A 15,095-nucleotide genomic window follows, 5' to 3' on the forward strand; every position below is an offset into this window, starting at 1 on the left:
GCTTGCCTTACCGTTGTCGCATGGCACGGACCCGGCGACAGCCCAGCGAACGCATCCTCATCGCCGGCAGCGTCGAGGACCTCCCCGAGATGACCCGCATGCTCGAGGACCTGCCCGAGAACGCCTACGGCCAGGTCTTCGTCGAGGCAGCCCTCGCCGAGCAGGTCCGCACGCTCCCGGCGCCCCCGCGCGTCACGGTGACGTGGCTGCTCCGGAGCGCCCGGACGTCCGCGGTGTCACCCCTCGTCTTCGCCGACCACGGCGAGGCCCTCGCGCACGCCGTCACCGGGTGGGCGGCCGAGTGGTGCGTCGCCGACTGCGAACCGCGCACGAGCGTCTGGATCGGCTGCGCCGACAGCCCCTGGGTCGAGCGCGCCCGCTCCGTCGTGCAGATCGAACTGGCCGACGCCGGCTTCGACACACTCGTCGGCTGACCGGGTGAGGTCAGCCTTCGCTTCCTTGCGGCATACAAGAGAAGCGGGCACTGTTGTCACCATCGGATCCACCCCACTCGGGTGGGACCACGAGGCAGGAGGAAACGACATGACCAACACCACCAGCACCACGCCCACCACGTCCCCGTTCTCGACGACGCCGGAGCTCGCCGCTGGGGTGGCGCAGTTCCTCGCCCCCGTCGTGATCGACCTCGAGGCGCTCGTCGTCAACGGCAAGCAGGCGCACTGGCACGTCCGCGGCCGCAACTTCGTCGGCGTCCACGAGCTCCTCGACACCATCGTCGAGCACGCCCAGGAGTGGGCCGACCTCGCCGCGGAGCGCATCGTCGCCCTCGGCCTCCCGGTCGACTCCCGCATCGCCACGGTCGCCGCGAACACCACGATCCCGCCGCTGTCCGAGGGCTTCCAGAACTCCGACGTGACCATCACCGAGGTCATCGCCGAGATCGACGCCGCGCTGCTGCAGGTCCGCCGCGCCGTCGAGGGCCTCGACGAGGTCGACCTCAACAGCCAGGACGTCGTCATCGAGATCGAGCGCGGCCTGACCAAGGACCGCTGGTTCCTGCAGGCGCACCTCGCCGCGTAGACGCGACCGACTTCCGACGGGAGGCGCGGTGCCAGCTGGCACCGCGCCTCCCGTCTCGCTGTCACCGCGTCTGTTCATCGACCAGACCGGGCCCGTTCACCCGCCTGTACCCACGCACAGCCATCCTCGGATGGCACCCGTTCGGGGCACAGACGAGGGGAACACCCAATGCAGCACACTCCGCAGCGCCGCCGCCGCGCGGCGCTCGCACTCGGCGCCGCGCTCATCGCCGGCGCCGTCGCCCTGCCGGGCGCGGCCGAGGCCGTCGGGCAGCTCGCGCTGAACCAGCACGGCGGCGCACAGCGCCACCAGGGCGACCAGACCCGTTCGATCCAGCAGGAGATCAAGCGGGCCGGCGCGAAGAACGTCATCCTGCTCATCGGCGACGGGATGGGCGACTCCGAGATCACCATCGCGCGGAACTACCAGTACGGCGCGGCCGGTCGGCTCCCGGGCCTCGACGCGCTGCCGCTCACCGGCTCGTACACGACGTACTCCCTCTACAAGGACGGTGCGGACAAGGGCAAGCCCGACTACGTCACCGACTCGGCGGCCTCCGGCAGCGCCTGGGCGACGGGGACGAAGACGTACGACGGCGCGATCTCGGTCGACATCGACGGGAAGCAGCAGCAGACGCTCCTCGAGCTCGCGAAGGCGAACGGCCTCCGCACCGGCGACGTGTCCACCGCCGAGATCCAGGACGCCACCCCGGCGGTCCAGGTCGCCCACGTCGGCGCCCGCTCCTGCTACGGCCCGGACACGGCGTCGTGCGGCACGGACGCGCTGCAGAACGGCGGGCTCGGGTCGATCAGCGAGCAGCTGCTGAACACGCGCCCGGACCTCACTCTCGGCGGCGGTTCGGCGAGCTTCCAGCAGACCGCGAAGGCCGGCCAGTGGCAGGGCTCGACGCTCTTCGACCAGGCCGCGCAGCGCGGCTACCAGGTGGTCTCCGACGCCGACGGCCTCGCCGCCGTCCGTCGTGCGGACCAGTCGAAGCCGCTCCTCGGGCTCTTCACCCCGGGCAACTTCCCGACCCGGTACGCACCCACCACCGCGACCGTCGGCGGGGCGGACCAGGCACCGGTGCAGTGCACGCCGAACCCGGCACGCCTGTCGACCGGGCTGTCGCTGCAGTCGCTCACGAACAAGTCGATCGACCTGCTGAACCGTGACCGTGCGAAGACCGGCAAGGGCTTCTTCCTGCAGGTCGAGGGCGCGAGCATCGACAAGCAGGACCACGCCGCCGACGCCTGCGGCCAGATCGGCGAGACGATCGACTTCGACGAGGCCGTGCAGTCCGCGCTCGCCTTCGCCAAGAAGGACGGCAACACGCTCGTCATCGCCACGGCGGACCACGCCCACTCGAGCCAGATCGTCGACAGCACGCCGCCGACCTCGCTCTCCACGGCGCTCCGCACCGCCGACGGCACCACGATGAAGGTCTCGTACGGCACCTCGGCCGCGGGCAGCTCGCAGCAGCACACCGGCACGCAGGTCCGCATCGCGGCGTACGGCCCGGGAGCCGCGAACGTCGTCGGGCTGTCGGACCAGACGGACACGTTCTTCACCATCCGCGACGGGCTCCGGCTGCACGACGACCTCGCGGCACTGTCGCGCGGCGCCCGCATCGACCTGTCCGTCGGTGCACCGCGTCCGAACCAGCGCGTGACGCTCACCGGGTCGCGGTTCGCCGGTGACCGCCAGGTGCGGGTCGCGGTCGGGTCGACCGACCTCGGCACGGTGGACGTCCTCGACGGCACGGCGACGGTGGCGTGGAAGGCGACGTCGGGGAAGTCGACGATCACCTTCACCGGCGTGCAGTCCGGCAAGCAGGCCTCGAAGCAGGTCCGGGTCCGCTAGCCTCCTCGGCTCGGTCGAGACGGCCTGGTGGCACCGGTCCCTCAGGGGGCCGGCGTCACCAGGCCGGTCTCGTACGCCAGCACCACCGCGTGCACCCGGTCCCGCAGCTGCAGCTTCGCCAGGATCCGGCCGACGTGCGTCTTCACGGTCTGCTCGGCGATGTAGAGCTCCGCCGCGATCTCCCCGTTCGACCGGCCCCGTGCCAGCAGCAGGAACACGTCGCGCTCCCGTTCGGTCAGCACCTCGAGCACCTCGGTCCGGGGTGCCGCCGGGAGCGGGCCCGCGACGAACGCCTCGACGAGGTGCCGGGTCACCCGCGGCGCCAGCAACGAGTCACCCGCCGCGACCGTCCGGACCGCCTGCACGAGCTCGTCGGCGCTGGCGTCCTTGAGCAGGAACCCGCTCGCCCCGGCACGGAGGGCGTCGAACACGTAGTCGTCGATGTCGAACGTCGTGAGCATGACGACCCGCACCGGCTGCGTGGCCGGGGCGGCCGTGATCCGTCGGGTCGCCTCGATCCCGTCGAGCTCGGGCATCCGGACGTCCATGAGCACGACGTCGGGTCGCAGCCGCAGCGCCTCGACGACCGCTTCGGCGCCGTCCGACGCCTCGCCCACGACCTCGACGTCGTCCTGGGCCTGGAGGATCGCCCGCAGTCCCATGCGGAACATCTGCTGGTCGTCCACCACCATCACGCGCGTCATCGGGTTCCTCGGTCGGGCGGGGCCGTGCTCGGCTGGGCGGTGCTCGGGTGGGCGGACTGGGCCGTGCTCGGGTGGGCGGGCAGGGTCACGGCGACCCGGAACCCGCCGTCCGGGAGCGGCCCGTGCTCGATCGTCCCGCCGAGTGCCGACACGCGCTCCCGCATGCCGGCGAGCCCGAACCCGCCGTCGTCCGGGGGAGCGGCGGGGACGGTGCCGGCGGGTGGCGCGGCGTTGGTCACCTCGACCGCCAGCAGGGCGCCGCGCCGGGCGACCGTCACGATCGTGACCGCACCGGGAGCGTGCCGCGCGACGTTCCCGAGCGCCTCCTGCACGACCCGGTACGCGCTCAGCTGTGCCAGCCGGTCGTCCCCGTCGTCGGGTGCGTCGTCGTCGAGGTGGAGCTCGACCGGGATCCCGGCGGCCCGCGTGGCCTGCACGAGCGCGGGGAGGTCGGCGAGCCGGGGCTGCGGCGCCCGTTCCGCCGAGCCGTCGCCGCGCAGGGTGCCGAGCAGCTGCCGCATCTCGCGGAGCGCCGTCCGCGAGGTCTCGGCGATCGCCGCGAACTCCGCACGTGCTGCCGGCGGGAGGTCGGCCACGCGGAACGGCGCCGACTCGGCCTGCATGTGCACGACGGACATGCTGTGCGCCACGACGTCGTGGAGTTCGCGGGCGATCCGGGAGCGTTCCTCGACCGACCGGCGGCGGGCCTGCTCGAGTTCGGCGTCGCGACGGGCCTCGGCGAGCTCCACCCGGACGGCCCGGCGCTGCCCGATCGCCACGGCCGTCCCGGCGAGGAGCAGGTCGCTGCCGGCGGAGACGACGAAGGTCGCGGCCCAGACGTCGGCCGGGTCCCACCGACCGGGGACCACCGCGACCAGGCCGAGCGTGAGCACCGTCGCCGCGGTCCAGACGGCGGCGGTGAGTCGCCAGTCCGTCCGGACGCCGAGCACGACGAGGAGCGCGCCGACGCCGATGATCGCGGTGACCGGGAGCGGCCACGGACCGGCCGGCGACCCGGCGGTGAGGAGCCCGAGGGCCGCCACCCCCGCCAGGTGCACCACCGAGGACGTCCGCGGCAGCACCGGAGCGAGCCCGAGCGAGACGGAGAGCACCGCGGTCACGAGCAGCGCGAGCGGGACGGGCACGTCGTACACGGCGACCGTCACGGGTGCGGCCACCGCGAAGAGCGTCGCGGCGACGACGACGAGCACGATCCGGGCGGCGACGACGGGCCAGGTCGCCCACTCCCGGCGCGTCGACCACGGCCGGCGTCGGCGCGGCGTCGCGGGTGGGACGTGGGCGATCACGGTCGTGCGGTCCCTCCGGAGTGGGCGAGGTGCGGGGCGGTGCGGGCGGCGTCGAGGACCGCTGCCCGGGCGTCCGCGCGGTCGTCCGCCCGGGCGGCTGCTCGGGCCTCCCGCTTCCGGGTGACTCTACCGATGACCCGGTCGACGGCGATCCCCAGTCCGGCGGCGACCACCATCGAGACCAGTGCTGCGACGAGCGGCTCGTGCAGCACGCTCGACGCCGCGAGGGCGATCCCGATCGACGTGGCCGACCACGCCAGCCCCGCGACCGAGCTGATCGCGAGGAACCGGCGGTAGGGGAGCCGGGTCGCACCGGCGGTCATGTTCACCGCGACGCGTCCGACGGGGATGTACCGACCGACGAGGATGAGGCTCGCGGACCGCCGTCGCATCTGGCGCTCGGCGAACGCGAACGCCGCGGCGATCCTCGGACGCCGGGACCGCGCGAGGCGGCCGAGTCCGATCCGACGGCCGATCCAGTAGGCGACGGAGTCCCCGGCGACCGCGCCGAGTGCGGCGGCCGCGAGGACCCCGGCGAGGACCGGCTGGCCGGAGGTCGCGGCGATGGCGGCGACCGCGACGAGGGCGGCCTCGCTCGGCACGGGTGGGAAGAAGCCGTCCACCAGGCAGAGCGCGAAGAGGACGACGAAGACGAGCGGGCTGGCCGCCAGCTCGACGACGAGCGGGGTGATCTGGTCGAACACGGTGGCTCCCTCCGCCGACGGACCTCGTCGACGGGTTCGACGCTACGGAGCGTGCGACCGGCTGCCATCCCGCGCGGGTCTCGACCACCCCCTACCGCGGTATGACTTCCCCCTGACGGGTCACGGTGTGGCCTCGGGGTCCGTCCGCGCGGCCTCGGTCGCTGCGGCCGCTTCGCGGATCCGTCGGACGACGGCGGTCGTGGAGTGCTCGGGCACGTAGTCGACCATGACGACCTCGCCGCCGTAGCCCTGCACCACCGCGGTCTCGCGCAGCATCTCGGGGGAGTAGTCGCCGCCCTTGACGTAGACCTCGGGGTGCAGCCGTTCGATGAGCGGGATCGGGGTGTCGGTGGCGAAGACCGTCACCAGGTCGACGCACGCGAGGGCGGCGAGTACGCCGGCCCGGTCCTCGGCCGGGTTGATCGGCCGTTCCGGACCCTTCAGGCGCCGGACGGAGTCGTCGTCGTTCAGTGCGACGACGAGCAGGTCGCCGAGGTCCCGGGCCTGCCGGAGGTACGTCGTGTGCCCGCGGTGGACCACGTCGAAGCAGCCGTTCGTGAACACGATCCGTCGTCCGGCCTCCCGCGCGGCGTCCACCGCGGCGGCGAGCTCGTCGTGGTCGACGACGGTCGCGGCCGGCGCGGTCACCGACTCGAGCAGCGCCGCGGCCGAGCACACCGAGGTGCCGGCCTCGCGGACGACCACGTCGGCTGCCGCCTGGGCGACCGACACGGCGTCGCGGAGCGGGGCGTGCACGGCGAGCGCCACCGTGGCAGCGGCGCAGAAGGTGTCGCCGGCGCCGGAGGCCTGCTGCTCCGACGCGGGGACCGCCCGCGTCCGGAAGCCACCGTCGGGACCGTGCTCGACCAGGACCGTGCCGTCGCGGTCCAGCGTCACGACCGCCGCACGTGCGCCGGTCCGTCGGAGCACCTCGTGCCGGGCGTCGACGATCGCGGACGCCCGGTCCGGGCCGGTCCCGAGCGGCGCCCCGAGCAGGGCGGCCGCCTCGCCGGCGTTGGGCGTCACGAGGTCGGGCCGGAGCGCCGCCCAGCGGGTGAGGTCGTGCGCGTCGACGACGACCGCGGTGGGACGGTCGGCGTCGAGCACGGGGACGACGTCGGCCGGGTCCACCCCGAGGCCGTAGTCGCAGACGACCGCGGCGTCGGCGCACCGCAGCGCGCGGGCGACGGCCTCGGCCAGCCGGACGCCGTGCTCGGCGGTGGGCTCCGCGGCGATCTCGTCGACGCGGACGACGACCCGGTCGCCGCCGACGACCCGCGACTTCGTCGTGGTGCGGGTGCCGGGGACGACGACCATGCAGGACGTGTCCACCCCGGCGGCGTCGAGGCGTTCGCGGAGCACGGCACCGGCCTCGTCGTCGCCGAGCAGCCCGACCATGCGGACGCGGGCGCCGAGCGCGCGAGCGTTCACCGCGGTGTTCGCCGCGCCGCCGGGGACCGCCACGGTCTCCGTCACCCGGACCACCGGGGCCGGGGCCTCGCGCGAGACCCGTTCCGCCTCGCCGACGGTCCAGCGGTCGAGTATGCAGTCGCCGATGACGACGACGAGCGGCTCGCGGTCGTCGACCGTGGCGACGAGGTCCCGGACGAGCCGGACGTCGACGCTCACCGGGCACCGCCGGCCGGCGGGGCCGCCTCGAGGTGCACGACCGTCGTGGTGGTGAGCTCGTCGAGCAGGTGCGGGCCGTACCCGAACCCGGCGCCGGAGGCGCCCCGGGGCTGCGCGCTGCCGCCCGGGGCACCGCCGAAGACGGCGTTCACCTTCACCGTGCCGACGGGGAGTTCCGCGGCCGCACGCAGGGCGTGTCCGGTGTCGTTCGTGAGCACCGTCGCCGCGAGGCCGTAGCGGTCGGCCGCGGCGAGCCGCAGGCCCTCGTCGAAGTCCTCGACGACGCGCACGGGGGCGATCGGCCCGAAGGTCTCCTCGGTCATGACGAGCATGTCGTCGGTGACACCGGTGAGCACAGTCGCGGGGTAGAAGGCGCCCGGGCCGTCCGGTGTGGCACCGCCGGTGCGCGCCGACGCCCCACGCTGCAGCGCGTCGTCGACGTGCGACTGCACGGTGCGCCGGAGCCGGTCGTCGACGAGCGGCCCGTACTCCGCCGCCGGGGCGGACGTGCGCCGCTCGGCCTCGGCGACGAGTGCGGTCACGAACGGCTCGGCGATCGCGCGGTGCACGTACACCCGTTCGACGCTCGTGCAGATCTGGCCGGTGTTCGCGAAGGCGCCGAGGGCGACCTGGGCCGCGGCCCACACCGGGTCGACGTCGGCGTCCACGACGACCGCGTCGTTCCCGCCGTTCTCGCGGACGACGTGGGCACGGGTCCGCACCGCAGCCTCGGAGAGCCGGTCACCGGTCGCGGTCGAGCCCACGTGCGCGTACACGTCGATGCCGTCCTGTGCGAGGAGCAGCTCACCCGTCGCGCCGTCGCCGTCCACCCCGACGAGGACGCCGTCCGGCAGGACCTCGGCGAGCAGGGCGTTCAGCCGTGCGATCGTCGCGGGGGAGCGCTCGCTGCCCTTGTGCACGACCGTGTTGCCGGTGACGATCGCGGCGCCGAGGATCCCGCACGCCACGGCGACCGGGTCGTTCCACGGGGTCAGCGCGAGCACCACGCCGCGGGGGTGCGGCACCGACCAGTCGGCAGCGCCGAACGCGCCGCGCAGGGCCTCGCCGCGGTGCACGGGTCCGAGCTCGGCGTACTGCACGAGCGTCCCGACCCCGGCCTCGACCCCGCCGAGCGCGTCGCCGGGGACCTTGCCGGTCTCCCGGGTGTTCAGGTCAGCCAGCTCCTGGGCGTGCGCGCGGACGTGCGCGGCCGCCGCGTGCAGCAGCGCACCGCGCTCGGCCGGCGCGGTGCGTGCCCATGCCGGGGCAGCGGCGCGTGCGCGGGCGACCGCGTTCCGGACGTCGTCCGGGGACGATCGCACCACGGTGGACGCGACCGTCCCGTCGGTCGGGTCGGTCACCACCAGCGCGTCGTCTCGATCGGTCTCCGTCGTGAGCGGGGCTTCGAGCGTCATGGGGTCCTTCCGGGAGAGAAGCGGGAGTCGAACGCTGCTCGACCGTGGCTGGACACGTTCCCGGGATCGCGCTTCTCGTCCATCCGGTCTGCCGCTGGACACCTCCGCGGCGTCGGCCCGGTAGACGAGAGTGGTGCAACTGATCGGCAACGGTGGAGAACGGTTCGACGGCGTCCGGGAGATCGCGGTGCTCCGCGGCGGCGGGTTGGGGGACCTGATGTTCGCCGTCCCGGCGATCGAGGCCCTCGCCGCGGCGTACCCGGAGGCTCGGGTCACCCTGCTCGGCGTACCACTCGCCCGCAGTGTCCTCGACGGGCGCACCGACGCGGTGCACGCCTTCGAGGAACTCCCCGTCGTGCCGGGCGTGCGGGAGTCCGGCGACGGGGCGCCGAGCCTCGCGGACTTCGACGCGAGGACACACGGCCGGTTCGACCTCGCTGTCCAACTGCACGGCGGCGGCCGGAACTCGAACCCGTTCCTCCTGCGGCTCGGTGCCCGGCACACCGTCGGGACCGCCACCGAGGACGCCGAGGTCCTGGAGCGGTGGGTCCGCTACGTCTACTACCAGCACGAGGTCCTGCGCGGGCTCGAGGTCGTCTCGCTCGCCGGTGCCGCACCGGTCACGCTCGACCCACGGGTCCGCGTCAGCGACGAGGAACGCCTCGCGGTGCGCGAGCGACTCGGGGTGACCGACCGGCTCGTCGCGATCCACCCGGGCGCCACCGACCCGCGCCGACGATGGAGCCCGGAGCGCTTCGCCGCCGTCGCCCTGGCACGGCTCCGCGCCGGCGACGACGTCGTCCTGGTCGGCGACGTGACGGACGTCCCCGCAGCCGGCGCGATCCGCGCGGCGCTGCCCGACGAGCTCGCCGACCGGCTGCACGACCGCACGGGGGAGCTCCCGCTCAGCGACCTGCCGGCCGTGCTCGCGGCCGCGGACGTGCTGGTCGGGAACGACTCCGGTCCGCGGCACCTCGCCCTGGCGGTCGGGACGCCGACCGTGGGGGTGTTCTGGTTCGGCAACGTCGTCAACGCGGGGCCCGTCGACCGTGGACGGCACCGCGTGCACCTGTCGTACGTGACGCGGTGTCCGGTCTGCGGCATCGACGTGACGCAGGTGGGTTGGACGGCCGAACGCTGCGAGCACGACCCGTCGTACGTGGACGAGGTGGAGCCGGCAGCGGTGCTCGCGGACGTCGCGGACCTGCTCGCGACGACGCGTCGCTGATGCGACCTCCAGCGGGGTGACAGCGGGGACGGGAGGGACGGTGCCGACCGGCACCGCGCCTCCCGTCCGTCACACAGCGCCGTCTACGGCCAGCTCGGCTCCGTCGCCGGCATGATCGACATCTCGCGGATCTCGCAGCCGGCCGGCTGCGACAGCGCGAACAGGATCGCGTTCGCCACGTACTCGGGCTCGATGAGCTGCGCGTCCGGACCGGGCTTGTACTGCTCGGTGCGATCCGCGAAGAAGTTCGTGCGCATACCGGCGGGGATGATGTTCGTCACGCCGACGCTGCTGCCCGTCTCGGCGGCGAGCGCCTGCGAGAACCCGCGGACGCCGAACTTCGACGCCGAGTAGGCGGTGCCGTCGCCCACGCCGCGGAGGGCGAGCGAGGACGAGATCGTCACGACACGGCCGTGCGTCGCCTCGAGCGCCGGCAGTGCGGCACGGACCACTCCGGCGGTCCCGAGCAGGTTGACGGCGACGATGCGCTCCCAGTCCCCGGAGGAGATCCCGCCGATGGGCGCCGGCTTGTCGATCCCGGCCGCGGTGACGACGGCGTCGAGACCGCCGTGCCGTTCCGCAGCGTCGCGGACGGCGCGCTCCGTTGCCTCGGTGTCCGTCACGTCGACCGCGACCGCGTCGGTGCCCTCGGGCACGGCGTCGACCCGCAGGTCGAGGACGATCGGGGTGCCGCCGGCCTCGGCGACCGCCTGGACGACGGCGGCTCCGAGTCCGGAGGCGCCGCCGGTGACGAGGACACGGCCGATGGGGGTGGTGGGGACGGGCATGGACTTCCTTCCGTAGGGGGTCTGGGGGTGCTCAGCCGACGTGCTCGAGCGCGGCGGCGAGGCGGGTCGTCGAGCGGCCGGGGTGGAACGGGACCGTGACGACGCGGCCGCCCCACTCGCCGAGGGTGGCCGTCTCGGGCAACTCGCTCGCGGTGTAGTCGCCGCCCTTCGCCCACACGTCGGGTCGGAAGCGGCGCAGGGCCTCGTCGGGCGTCTGCTCGTCGAACACGACGACGGCGTCGACGCAGTCCAGCGCGAGCAGGAGTTCGACGCGGTCGTCCTGGGTCATGATCGGTCGGTCGGGACCCTTGAGCGCCCGGACCGAGTCGTCCGAGTTCAAGCAGACGACCAGGCAGTCGCCGAGGGCGCGGGCGGCGGAGAGGGTGCGGGCGTGCCCGGCGTGCAGCAGGTCGAAGCAGCCACCGGTCGCGACCACCGTCCCCCCGGCACTCCGGACGTCGTGCACGACGCGCATCGCGTCGCGGTCGGCTCCGGGAACGCGCACGGGTGCGGGGCCCTCGTCCGCGAGGAGTGCGGTCACTCCTCCGGCAGCGAGGTACTCGGACGCGGCGGCGACCCCGGCGGAGACGGCGTCGGTGACGTCGGAACCGGACGCGAGCGCCACGGCGACGCTCGCAGCGAGTCGGTCTCCGGCACCGCAGGGGTCGCCGGCGGTGACGGACGGAGCGGGCACGAAGCGGTTGCCGGAACGACCGTCCGCGACGAGGGCGCCCCGGTCGCCGAGCGTCACCGCCACGGCGTCGACACCCCAGCGCGTGACCAACGCTTCTGCGGCTTCGGTCGCGAAGGGCACGCCGTGACCGCCGATGTCGGTGAAGCCCCGCGCCTCGGCCTGGTTCGGCGTCGCCACCGCGATCCCGGCGACGGGCTCGGCACCCTTGGGGTGAGGGTCCCACACCACGGGGACGCGGTCTGCGGTCCGGGCGATCGCGCCGCGCAGGACCGGCGCGGCGGCGACACCGCGGCCGTAGTCGGCGACGACCACGGCGTCGACGGTTTCCAGCGCGGCCACCATGTCCGGTGTGACCTCCGGCACGGGTGGGGTGGCGCACCCCTCGTCGATGCGGACGAGGGCGTGGTCGACGACGCGCACGCGGGTCTTCACCGGGGTGGGCGCGCCGGACGGCCCGGCCACCACGGTGACGTCGGGCAGCAGGGACCGGATCTCGTCGGCTCGGCCGTCGTCGCTCAACACGGTGACCAGGGTGACGTCGTGTCCGTCCCGGGCGAGCATCGTCGCGACGAGGCCGGCACCCCCGGCTCGTCGGTCGTCGGTACGGACGTCGACCACCGGCACCGGGGCGTCCGGGCTGAGGCGCTCGCTGGTACCGGAGACGTCGACGTCGAGCAGTGTGTCCCCGACCACGGCGATCCGGAGTCGGGTGGTGCTCTCGGAGGCGCCGGTGCCCGCCCGCAGCCGGCGGGCGTCCGCGCTCATCGCCGTCCGCCCCGGCGGAGGGCGGGCTCCATGGCGCGGCAGAGCGCGTGCACGAGCACGAGCTGTGCCTCCTGCACGTTCGCGGACGGCCCGTCGATGCAGATCGCGTCGTCGACCGCCTCGGCGAGGGGGTTCGGACGCGGGCCGGTCATCGCGATGGCCTTCGCGCCGACCGCCCGTGCCGCGGCTGCCGCACGGAGCAGGTTCGGGCTCTTCCCGCTGGTCGAGAGCAGCACGACCACGTCCCCGGCGCGGGCGTGCGCCGACACCTGCCGGGCGAACACCTCGTCGTAGCCGTAGTCGTTGCCGATGGCCGTCACGGCCGACGACTCGGCGTGGAGCGAGATCGCGGAGTAGGCGGGCCGGTCCCCGTCGAACCGTCCGGTCAGCTCCGACGTCAGGTGCTGCGCCTCGGCGGCCGAGCCACCGTTCCCCGCGGCGAGGAGCCGTCGTCCGGCGACGAGCCGCGCAGCGATGTCGTCCGCCCAGTCGGCGATGCGGTCCTTGTGGTCGACGAGCGACGCGATGACGGGGACGGAGGCGGCGACGTGGTCGAGGACCACCCGTGCGCTGTCCGTCGCGGTGTGCTCGTCGAGCCCGGTCTGCTGGTCGATGGTCATCGTGCGGTCCTCTCCGTCGGCTGCGCGGCGCGGGCGACCCGGCCGGCGTCGGTGCTGCGCGTGCGTGCGGTGGTGCGGGGGCGTGCGGGGGCGGTGGCCGCGGTGACGCCGGTCGTCCCGGCGAGGAGTCGCTCGTAGACGCGTTCGCTGTCCGCGGCGACCTTCTGCCACGTGTACCGGGCGTCTGCGCGTTCCCGGCCGGCACGCCCGTAGGCCTCGCGCCGGTCCGGATCGTCGAGCAGCGCACCGACCGCCTGGGCGACCGCGTGCTCGTCGCGCGGTGGCACGTGCAACCCCGTGGCGTCCTCCACCACGGTGTCGATGAGTCCGCCGACGCTCGAGGCCACGACGGGTCGGCCGCACGCCATCGCCTCGAGCGGCACGATGCCGAACGGCTCATACCACGGGGCGCACACGACGACGTCGGCACTGCGGTAGACGGCGGGCATGTCGTGCTGGCCGAGCTGGCCCCGGAACGTCACGTGGTCCCGGACGCCGAGCTCCCGCGCCAACGCGTCGAGCCGCTGGTACTCCGGGTCGTCCGGCAGATCGGCGCCGGCGACACCGGCGCCGCCGACCACGACGAGTTCGACGTCGCGTCCGGCGTGCACGAGTTCCGCGAGCGCGGCGATGGTCGTGCCGACGCCCTTGCGTCGGACGAGGCGGGACGCTGACAGCACCCGGAACGGACGCTGCCGCTCCTCGACGGCTCCGTCCGCTCGGAACACCGTCGTGTCGACGCCGCACGGGACGACCGAGATGCGCTGGAGCGGCACTCCGAGGGTCTTGAGCTCGAAGGCCTCGTCGGAGCAGGTCGCGACGACCTGGTCGACGCTCCGGCCGACGGCGGGTTCGATCCACTCGCGCTCGGCCGGACTGGTGTCCGCCGAACCCTGGTGCCGACGCTTCACGACACCGAGCGCGTGGAAGGTCTGCGCGACGGGGATCCGGATGCCCCCGGTGCGGGCCTGCACCTGGGCGACGGCCTCGAGCGCGGCGTGTCCGGACATCCAGAAGTGCCCGTGCACGACGTCCGGCCGGTCGACGAACCACTCGGCGGCGAGGACGGACGCGAACGTGCTCATGTAGGGGAACAGGTCGTCCTTGGGGACGTGCCGTGCCGGACCGGCATCGACGTGCACGACCTCGACCCCGGGCCGGAGCGGGACCCGCACGGGCCGCCCCGCGTCGTCGCGCCGGGTGTAGACGGTGACCTGGTGGCCGCGGTCGGCCAGCGCACCGGACAGTTCCGCGACGTGGACGTTCTGACCGCCCGCGTCGACCCCGCCGAGGACCGCGAGCGGACTCGCGTGCTCGGACACCATGGCGATCTTCATCGCAGGCTCCCTTCGAGAGCGGCTCGGGCCGCTCGGTTCGTGCGCCCCCCGCGCGTGACCACGTCGTCGAGCAGGTCGTCCCAGTCGGCCAGGTACCGTCCGAGCGCGTGTCGCGCCAGGGCGGCTTCGCGTGCCACGGCCCCGCGGCGACGTGCTTCGTCGGGGTCCTCGAGCAGGGTCCTGGAGGCGCGGACCAGCTCCTCGACGTCGGTCGCGATCGCGCCCGCCTCGGCCGGGACCGTGCGGGCCGCGTCCGTCGTCGCCAGGACCAGGACCGGCATCGCCAGGTGCATCGCCTCGATGAGCGACAGGCCGAGTGACGTCCACCGGTTGGGGTGCACGTAGGCGCGGCGCTCCGCGAGCGCGGCGTGCATCGGGTCGGACGGGACGTCGCCGAGCGCGACCACACCGTCACCGAACCCGAGCTCCGGCAGCCGTTCGGTGCCGATGCCCCACACGTCGACCGGCGCCACCGAGGCGAAGCGGGGGAGCAGGTCCGTCCCGACGACACGGTTCCGTCGGACGGGCTCGTTGATCACGACGCCGAAGCGGTCGAGCGCACCGGTGTAGAGCGGTCCGGGGTCGACGACGCCGTGCTCGATGACGGTCGTACGGGTCGTCCCGCAGTCCCACATGAGCGCATTCCAGTGCGTGACGTGCGCGATGGTGAGGTCGTCGCGGTCCCGGAACGGGTGCAGGCTGTTCGGCACGTCGGTCCGCGGCGTGTTGTGCTCGACGAAGACCACGGGCACCTCGCGACCGCCGAGCAGGCGTCGTGCGTGTTCGAGTTCCTCGGTCCGCTGCACGACGACGACGTCGACCTCGGCGGCCGCGACGTCTGCCGGGGCGATCTCGATCGCCGAGTCGGGCCAGTCGCGGCCGCCACGGCCGAGGCCCCACGCGTCGCGCTCGACGTTCGTCGGGATGAGGTATTCGTGCGGGCCGCGGACGAAGGCGTCCATCCAGCCGCCGTGCACGTGCCACACGAGGATCCGCATGCAGG

The 15,095-nt window shown here is 74.1% G+C and carries 14 protein-coding genes; 4 read left to right on the forward strand and 10 right to left on the reverse strand.

The window, feature by feature from the left end:
- Positions 1-20: 20 nt before the first annotated feature.
- From ACEN8D_RS02590 to phoA, 3 genes are all read left to right on the forward strand, one after another.
- Entirely contained in the window at positions 21-434 is a 414-nt protein-coding gene (locus tag ACEN8D_RS02590; RefSeq protein WP_413399813.1) for an SIP domain-containing protein, read from the forward strand.
- Positions 435-543: 109 nt separating this feature from the next.
- A complete protein-coding gene (locus ACEN8D_RS02595; protein WP_070418937.1) occupies positions 544-1,041 on the forward strand; it encodes a Dps family protein in 498 nt (165 codons plus the stop codon).
- A gap of 168 nt (positions 1,042-1,209) precedes the next feature.
- The gene (gene phoA, locus ACEN8D_RS02600) at positions 1,210-2,901 is read left to right on the forward strand and encodes an alkaline phosphatase (protein WP_413461300.1); all 1,692 of its coding nucleotides are present in this window, start codon (positions 1,210-1,212) and stop codon (positions 2,899-2,901) included.
- Between the two features lie 41 nt (positions 2,902-2,942).
- Here the strand turns inward: phoA and ACEN8D_RS02605 are convergent, their stop codons facing one another.
- The 5 genes from ACEN8D_RS02605 to ACEN8D_RS02625 all read right to left on the reverse strand — a co-directional run bounded on the left by ACEN8D_RS02605 (position 2,943) and on the right by ACEN8D_RS02625 (position 8,660).
- A complete protein-coding gene (locus ACEN8D_RS02605; RefSeq protein WP_071294651.1) occupies positions 2,943-3,605 on the reverse strand; it encodes a response regulator in 663 nt (220 codons plus the stop codon).
- Positions 3,602-4,912: a sensor histidine kinase gene (locus ACEN8D_RS02610; RefSeq protein WP_495601138.1), complete on the reverse strand. Its 1,311-nt coding sequence runs from the start codon at positions 4,910-4,912 to the stop codon at positions 3,602-3,604. Before ACEN8D_RS02610 ends, ACEN8D_RS02605 begins: the two co-directional genes overlap by 4 nt.
- The gene (locus tag ACEN8D_RS02615) at positions 4,909-5,616 is read right to left on the reverse strand and encodes a DedA family protein (protein ID WP_092387179.1); all 708 of its coding nucleotides are present in this window, start codon (positions 5,614-5,616) and stop codon (positions 4,909-4,911) included. The genes ACEN8D_RS02610 and ACEN8D_RS02615 overlap by 4 nt, the downstream gene beginning before the upstream one ends.
- 120 nt (positions 5,617-5,736) lie before the next feature.
- Positions 5,737-7,245: a D-glycero-beta-D-manno-heptose 1-phosphate adenylyltransferase gene (gene rfaE2, locus ACEN8D_RS02620; protein ID WP_336696436.1), complete on the reverse strand. Its 1,509-nt coding sequence runs from the start codon at positions 7,243-7,245 to the stop codon at positions 5,737-5,739.
- Positions 7,242-8,660, reverse strand: coding sequence for an aldehyde dehydrogenase family protein (locus ACEN8D_RS02625; RefSeq protein WP_413461749.1), 1,419 nt, complete (start codon positions 8,658-8,660; stop codon positions 7,242-7,244). Before ACEN8D_RS02625 ends, rfaE2 begins: the two co-directional genes overlap by 4 nt.
- 133 nt (positions 8,661-8,793) lie before the next feature.
- On the opposite strand from ACEN8D_RS02625, the gene ACEN8D_RS02630 reads away from it, so the two are divergent.
- Positions 8,794-9,888 (forward strand): glycosyltransferase family 9 protein, encoded by a 1,095-nt coding sequence (locus tag ACEN8D_RS02630; RefSeq protein WP_413400110.1) that lies wholly within the window; start codon positions 8,794-8,796, stop codon positions 9,886-9,888.
- Positions 9,889-9,971: 83 nt separating this feature from the next.
- On the opposite strand, the gene ACEN8D_RS02635 is transcribed toward ACEN8D_RS02630, so the two are convergent.
- The 5 genes from ACEN8D_RS02635 to ACEN8D_RS02655 are packed head-to-tail and all read right to left on the reverse strand — an operon-like array spanning position 9,972 to position 15,090.
- Positions 9,972-10,676, reverse strand: coding sequence for an SDR family oxidoreductase (locus ACEN8D_RS02635; RefSeq protein ID WP_413400112.1), 705 nt, complete (start codon positions 10,674-10,676; stop codon positions 9,972-9,974).
- 31 nt (positions 10,677-10,707) lie between these two features.
- The gene (locus ACEN8D_RS02640; RefSeq protein WP_413461875.1) at positions 10,708-12,135 is read right to left on the reverse strand and encodes a PfkB family carbohydrate kinase; all 1,428 of its coding nucleotides are present in this window, start codon (positions 12,133-12,135) and stop codon (positions 10,708-10,710) included.
- On the reverse strand, positions 12,132-12,755 hold the full coding sequence (locus ACEN8D_RS02645; protein WP_309779549.1) for a D-sedoheptulose-7-phosphate isomerase: 624 nt from the start codon (positions 12,753-12,755) through the stop codon (positions 12,132-12,134). The genes ACEN8D_RS02640 and ACEN8D_RS02645 overlap by 4 nt, the downstream gene beginning before the upstream one ends.
- Positions 12,752-14,092, reverse strand: coding sequence for a glycosyltransferase (locus tag ACEN8D_RS02650; RefSeq protein ID WP_495601139.1), 1,341 nt, complete (start codon positions 14,090-14,092; stop codon positions 12,752-12,754). The genes ACEN8D_RS02645 and ACEN8D_RS02650 overlap by 4 nt, the downstream gene beginning before the upstream one ends.
- Complete coding sequence (locus ACEN8D_RS02655; protein ID WP_413400087.1) at positions 14,089-15,090, reverse strand: glycosyltransferase; 1,002 nt, start codon at positions 15,088-15,090, stop codon at positions 14,089-14,091. Before ACEN8D_RS02655 ends, ACEN8D_RS02650 begins: the two co-directional genes overlap by 4 nt.
- Between the last annotated feature and the right edge of the window lie 5 nt (positions 15,091-15,095).

This window comes from Curtobacterium sp. Curtsp22 (assembly GCF_059492135.1).

Excerpts from the sequence above, each read along its gene's own strand:
- ACEN8D_RS02590 (WP_413399813.1), top strand. The coding sequence starts at position 21 with ATGGCACGGACCCGGCGACAGCCCAGCGAACGCATCCTCATCGCCGGC.
- ACEN8D_RS02595 (WP_070418937.1), top strand. The coding sequence starts at position 544 with ATGACCAACACCACCAGCACCACGCCCACCACGTCCCCGTTCTCGACG.
- phoA (WP_413461300.1), top strand. The coding sequence starts at position 1,210 with ATGCAGCACACTCCGCAGCGCCGCCGCCGCGCGGCGCTCGCACTCGGC.
- ACEN8D_RS02605 (WP_071294651.1), bottom strand. The coding sequence starts at position 3,605 with ATGACGCGCGTGATGGTGGTGGACGACCAGCAGATGTTCCGCATGGGA.
- ACEN8D_RS02625 (WP_413461749.1), bottom strand. The coding sequence starts at position 8,660 with ATGACGCTCGAAGCCCCGCTCACGACGGAGACCGATCGAGACGACGCG.
- ACEN8D_RS02635 (WP_413400112.1), bottom strand. The coding sequence starts at position 10,676 with ATGCCCGTCCCCACCACCCCCATCGGCCGTGTCCTCGTCACCGGCGGC.
- ACEN8D_RS02640 (WP_413461875.1), bottom strand. The coding sequence starts at position 12,135 with ATGAGCGCGGACGCCCGCCGGCTGCGGGCGGGCACCGGCGCCTCCGAG.
- ACEN8D_RS02645 (WP_309779549.1), bottom strand. The coding sequence starts at position 12,755 with ATGACCATCGACCAGCAGACCGGGCTCGACGAGCACACCGCGACGGAC.
- ACEN8D_RS02650 (WP_495601139.1), bottom strand. The coding sequence starts at position 14,092 with ATGAAGATCGCCATGGTGTCCGAGCACGCGAGTCCGCTCGCGGTCCTC.
- ACEN8D_RS02655 (WP_413400087.1), bottom strand. The coding sequence starts at position 15,090 with ATGCGGATCCTCGTGTGGCACGTGCACGGCGGCTGGATGGACGCCTTC.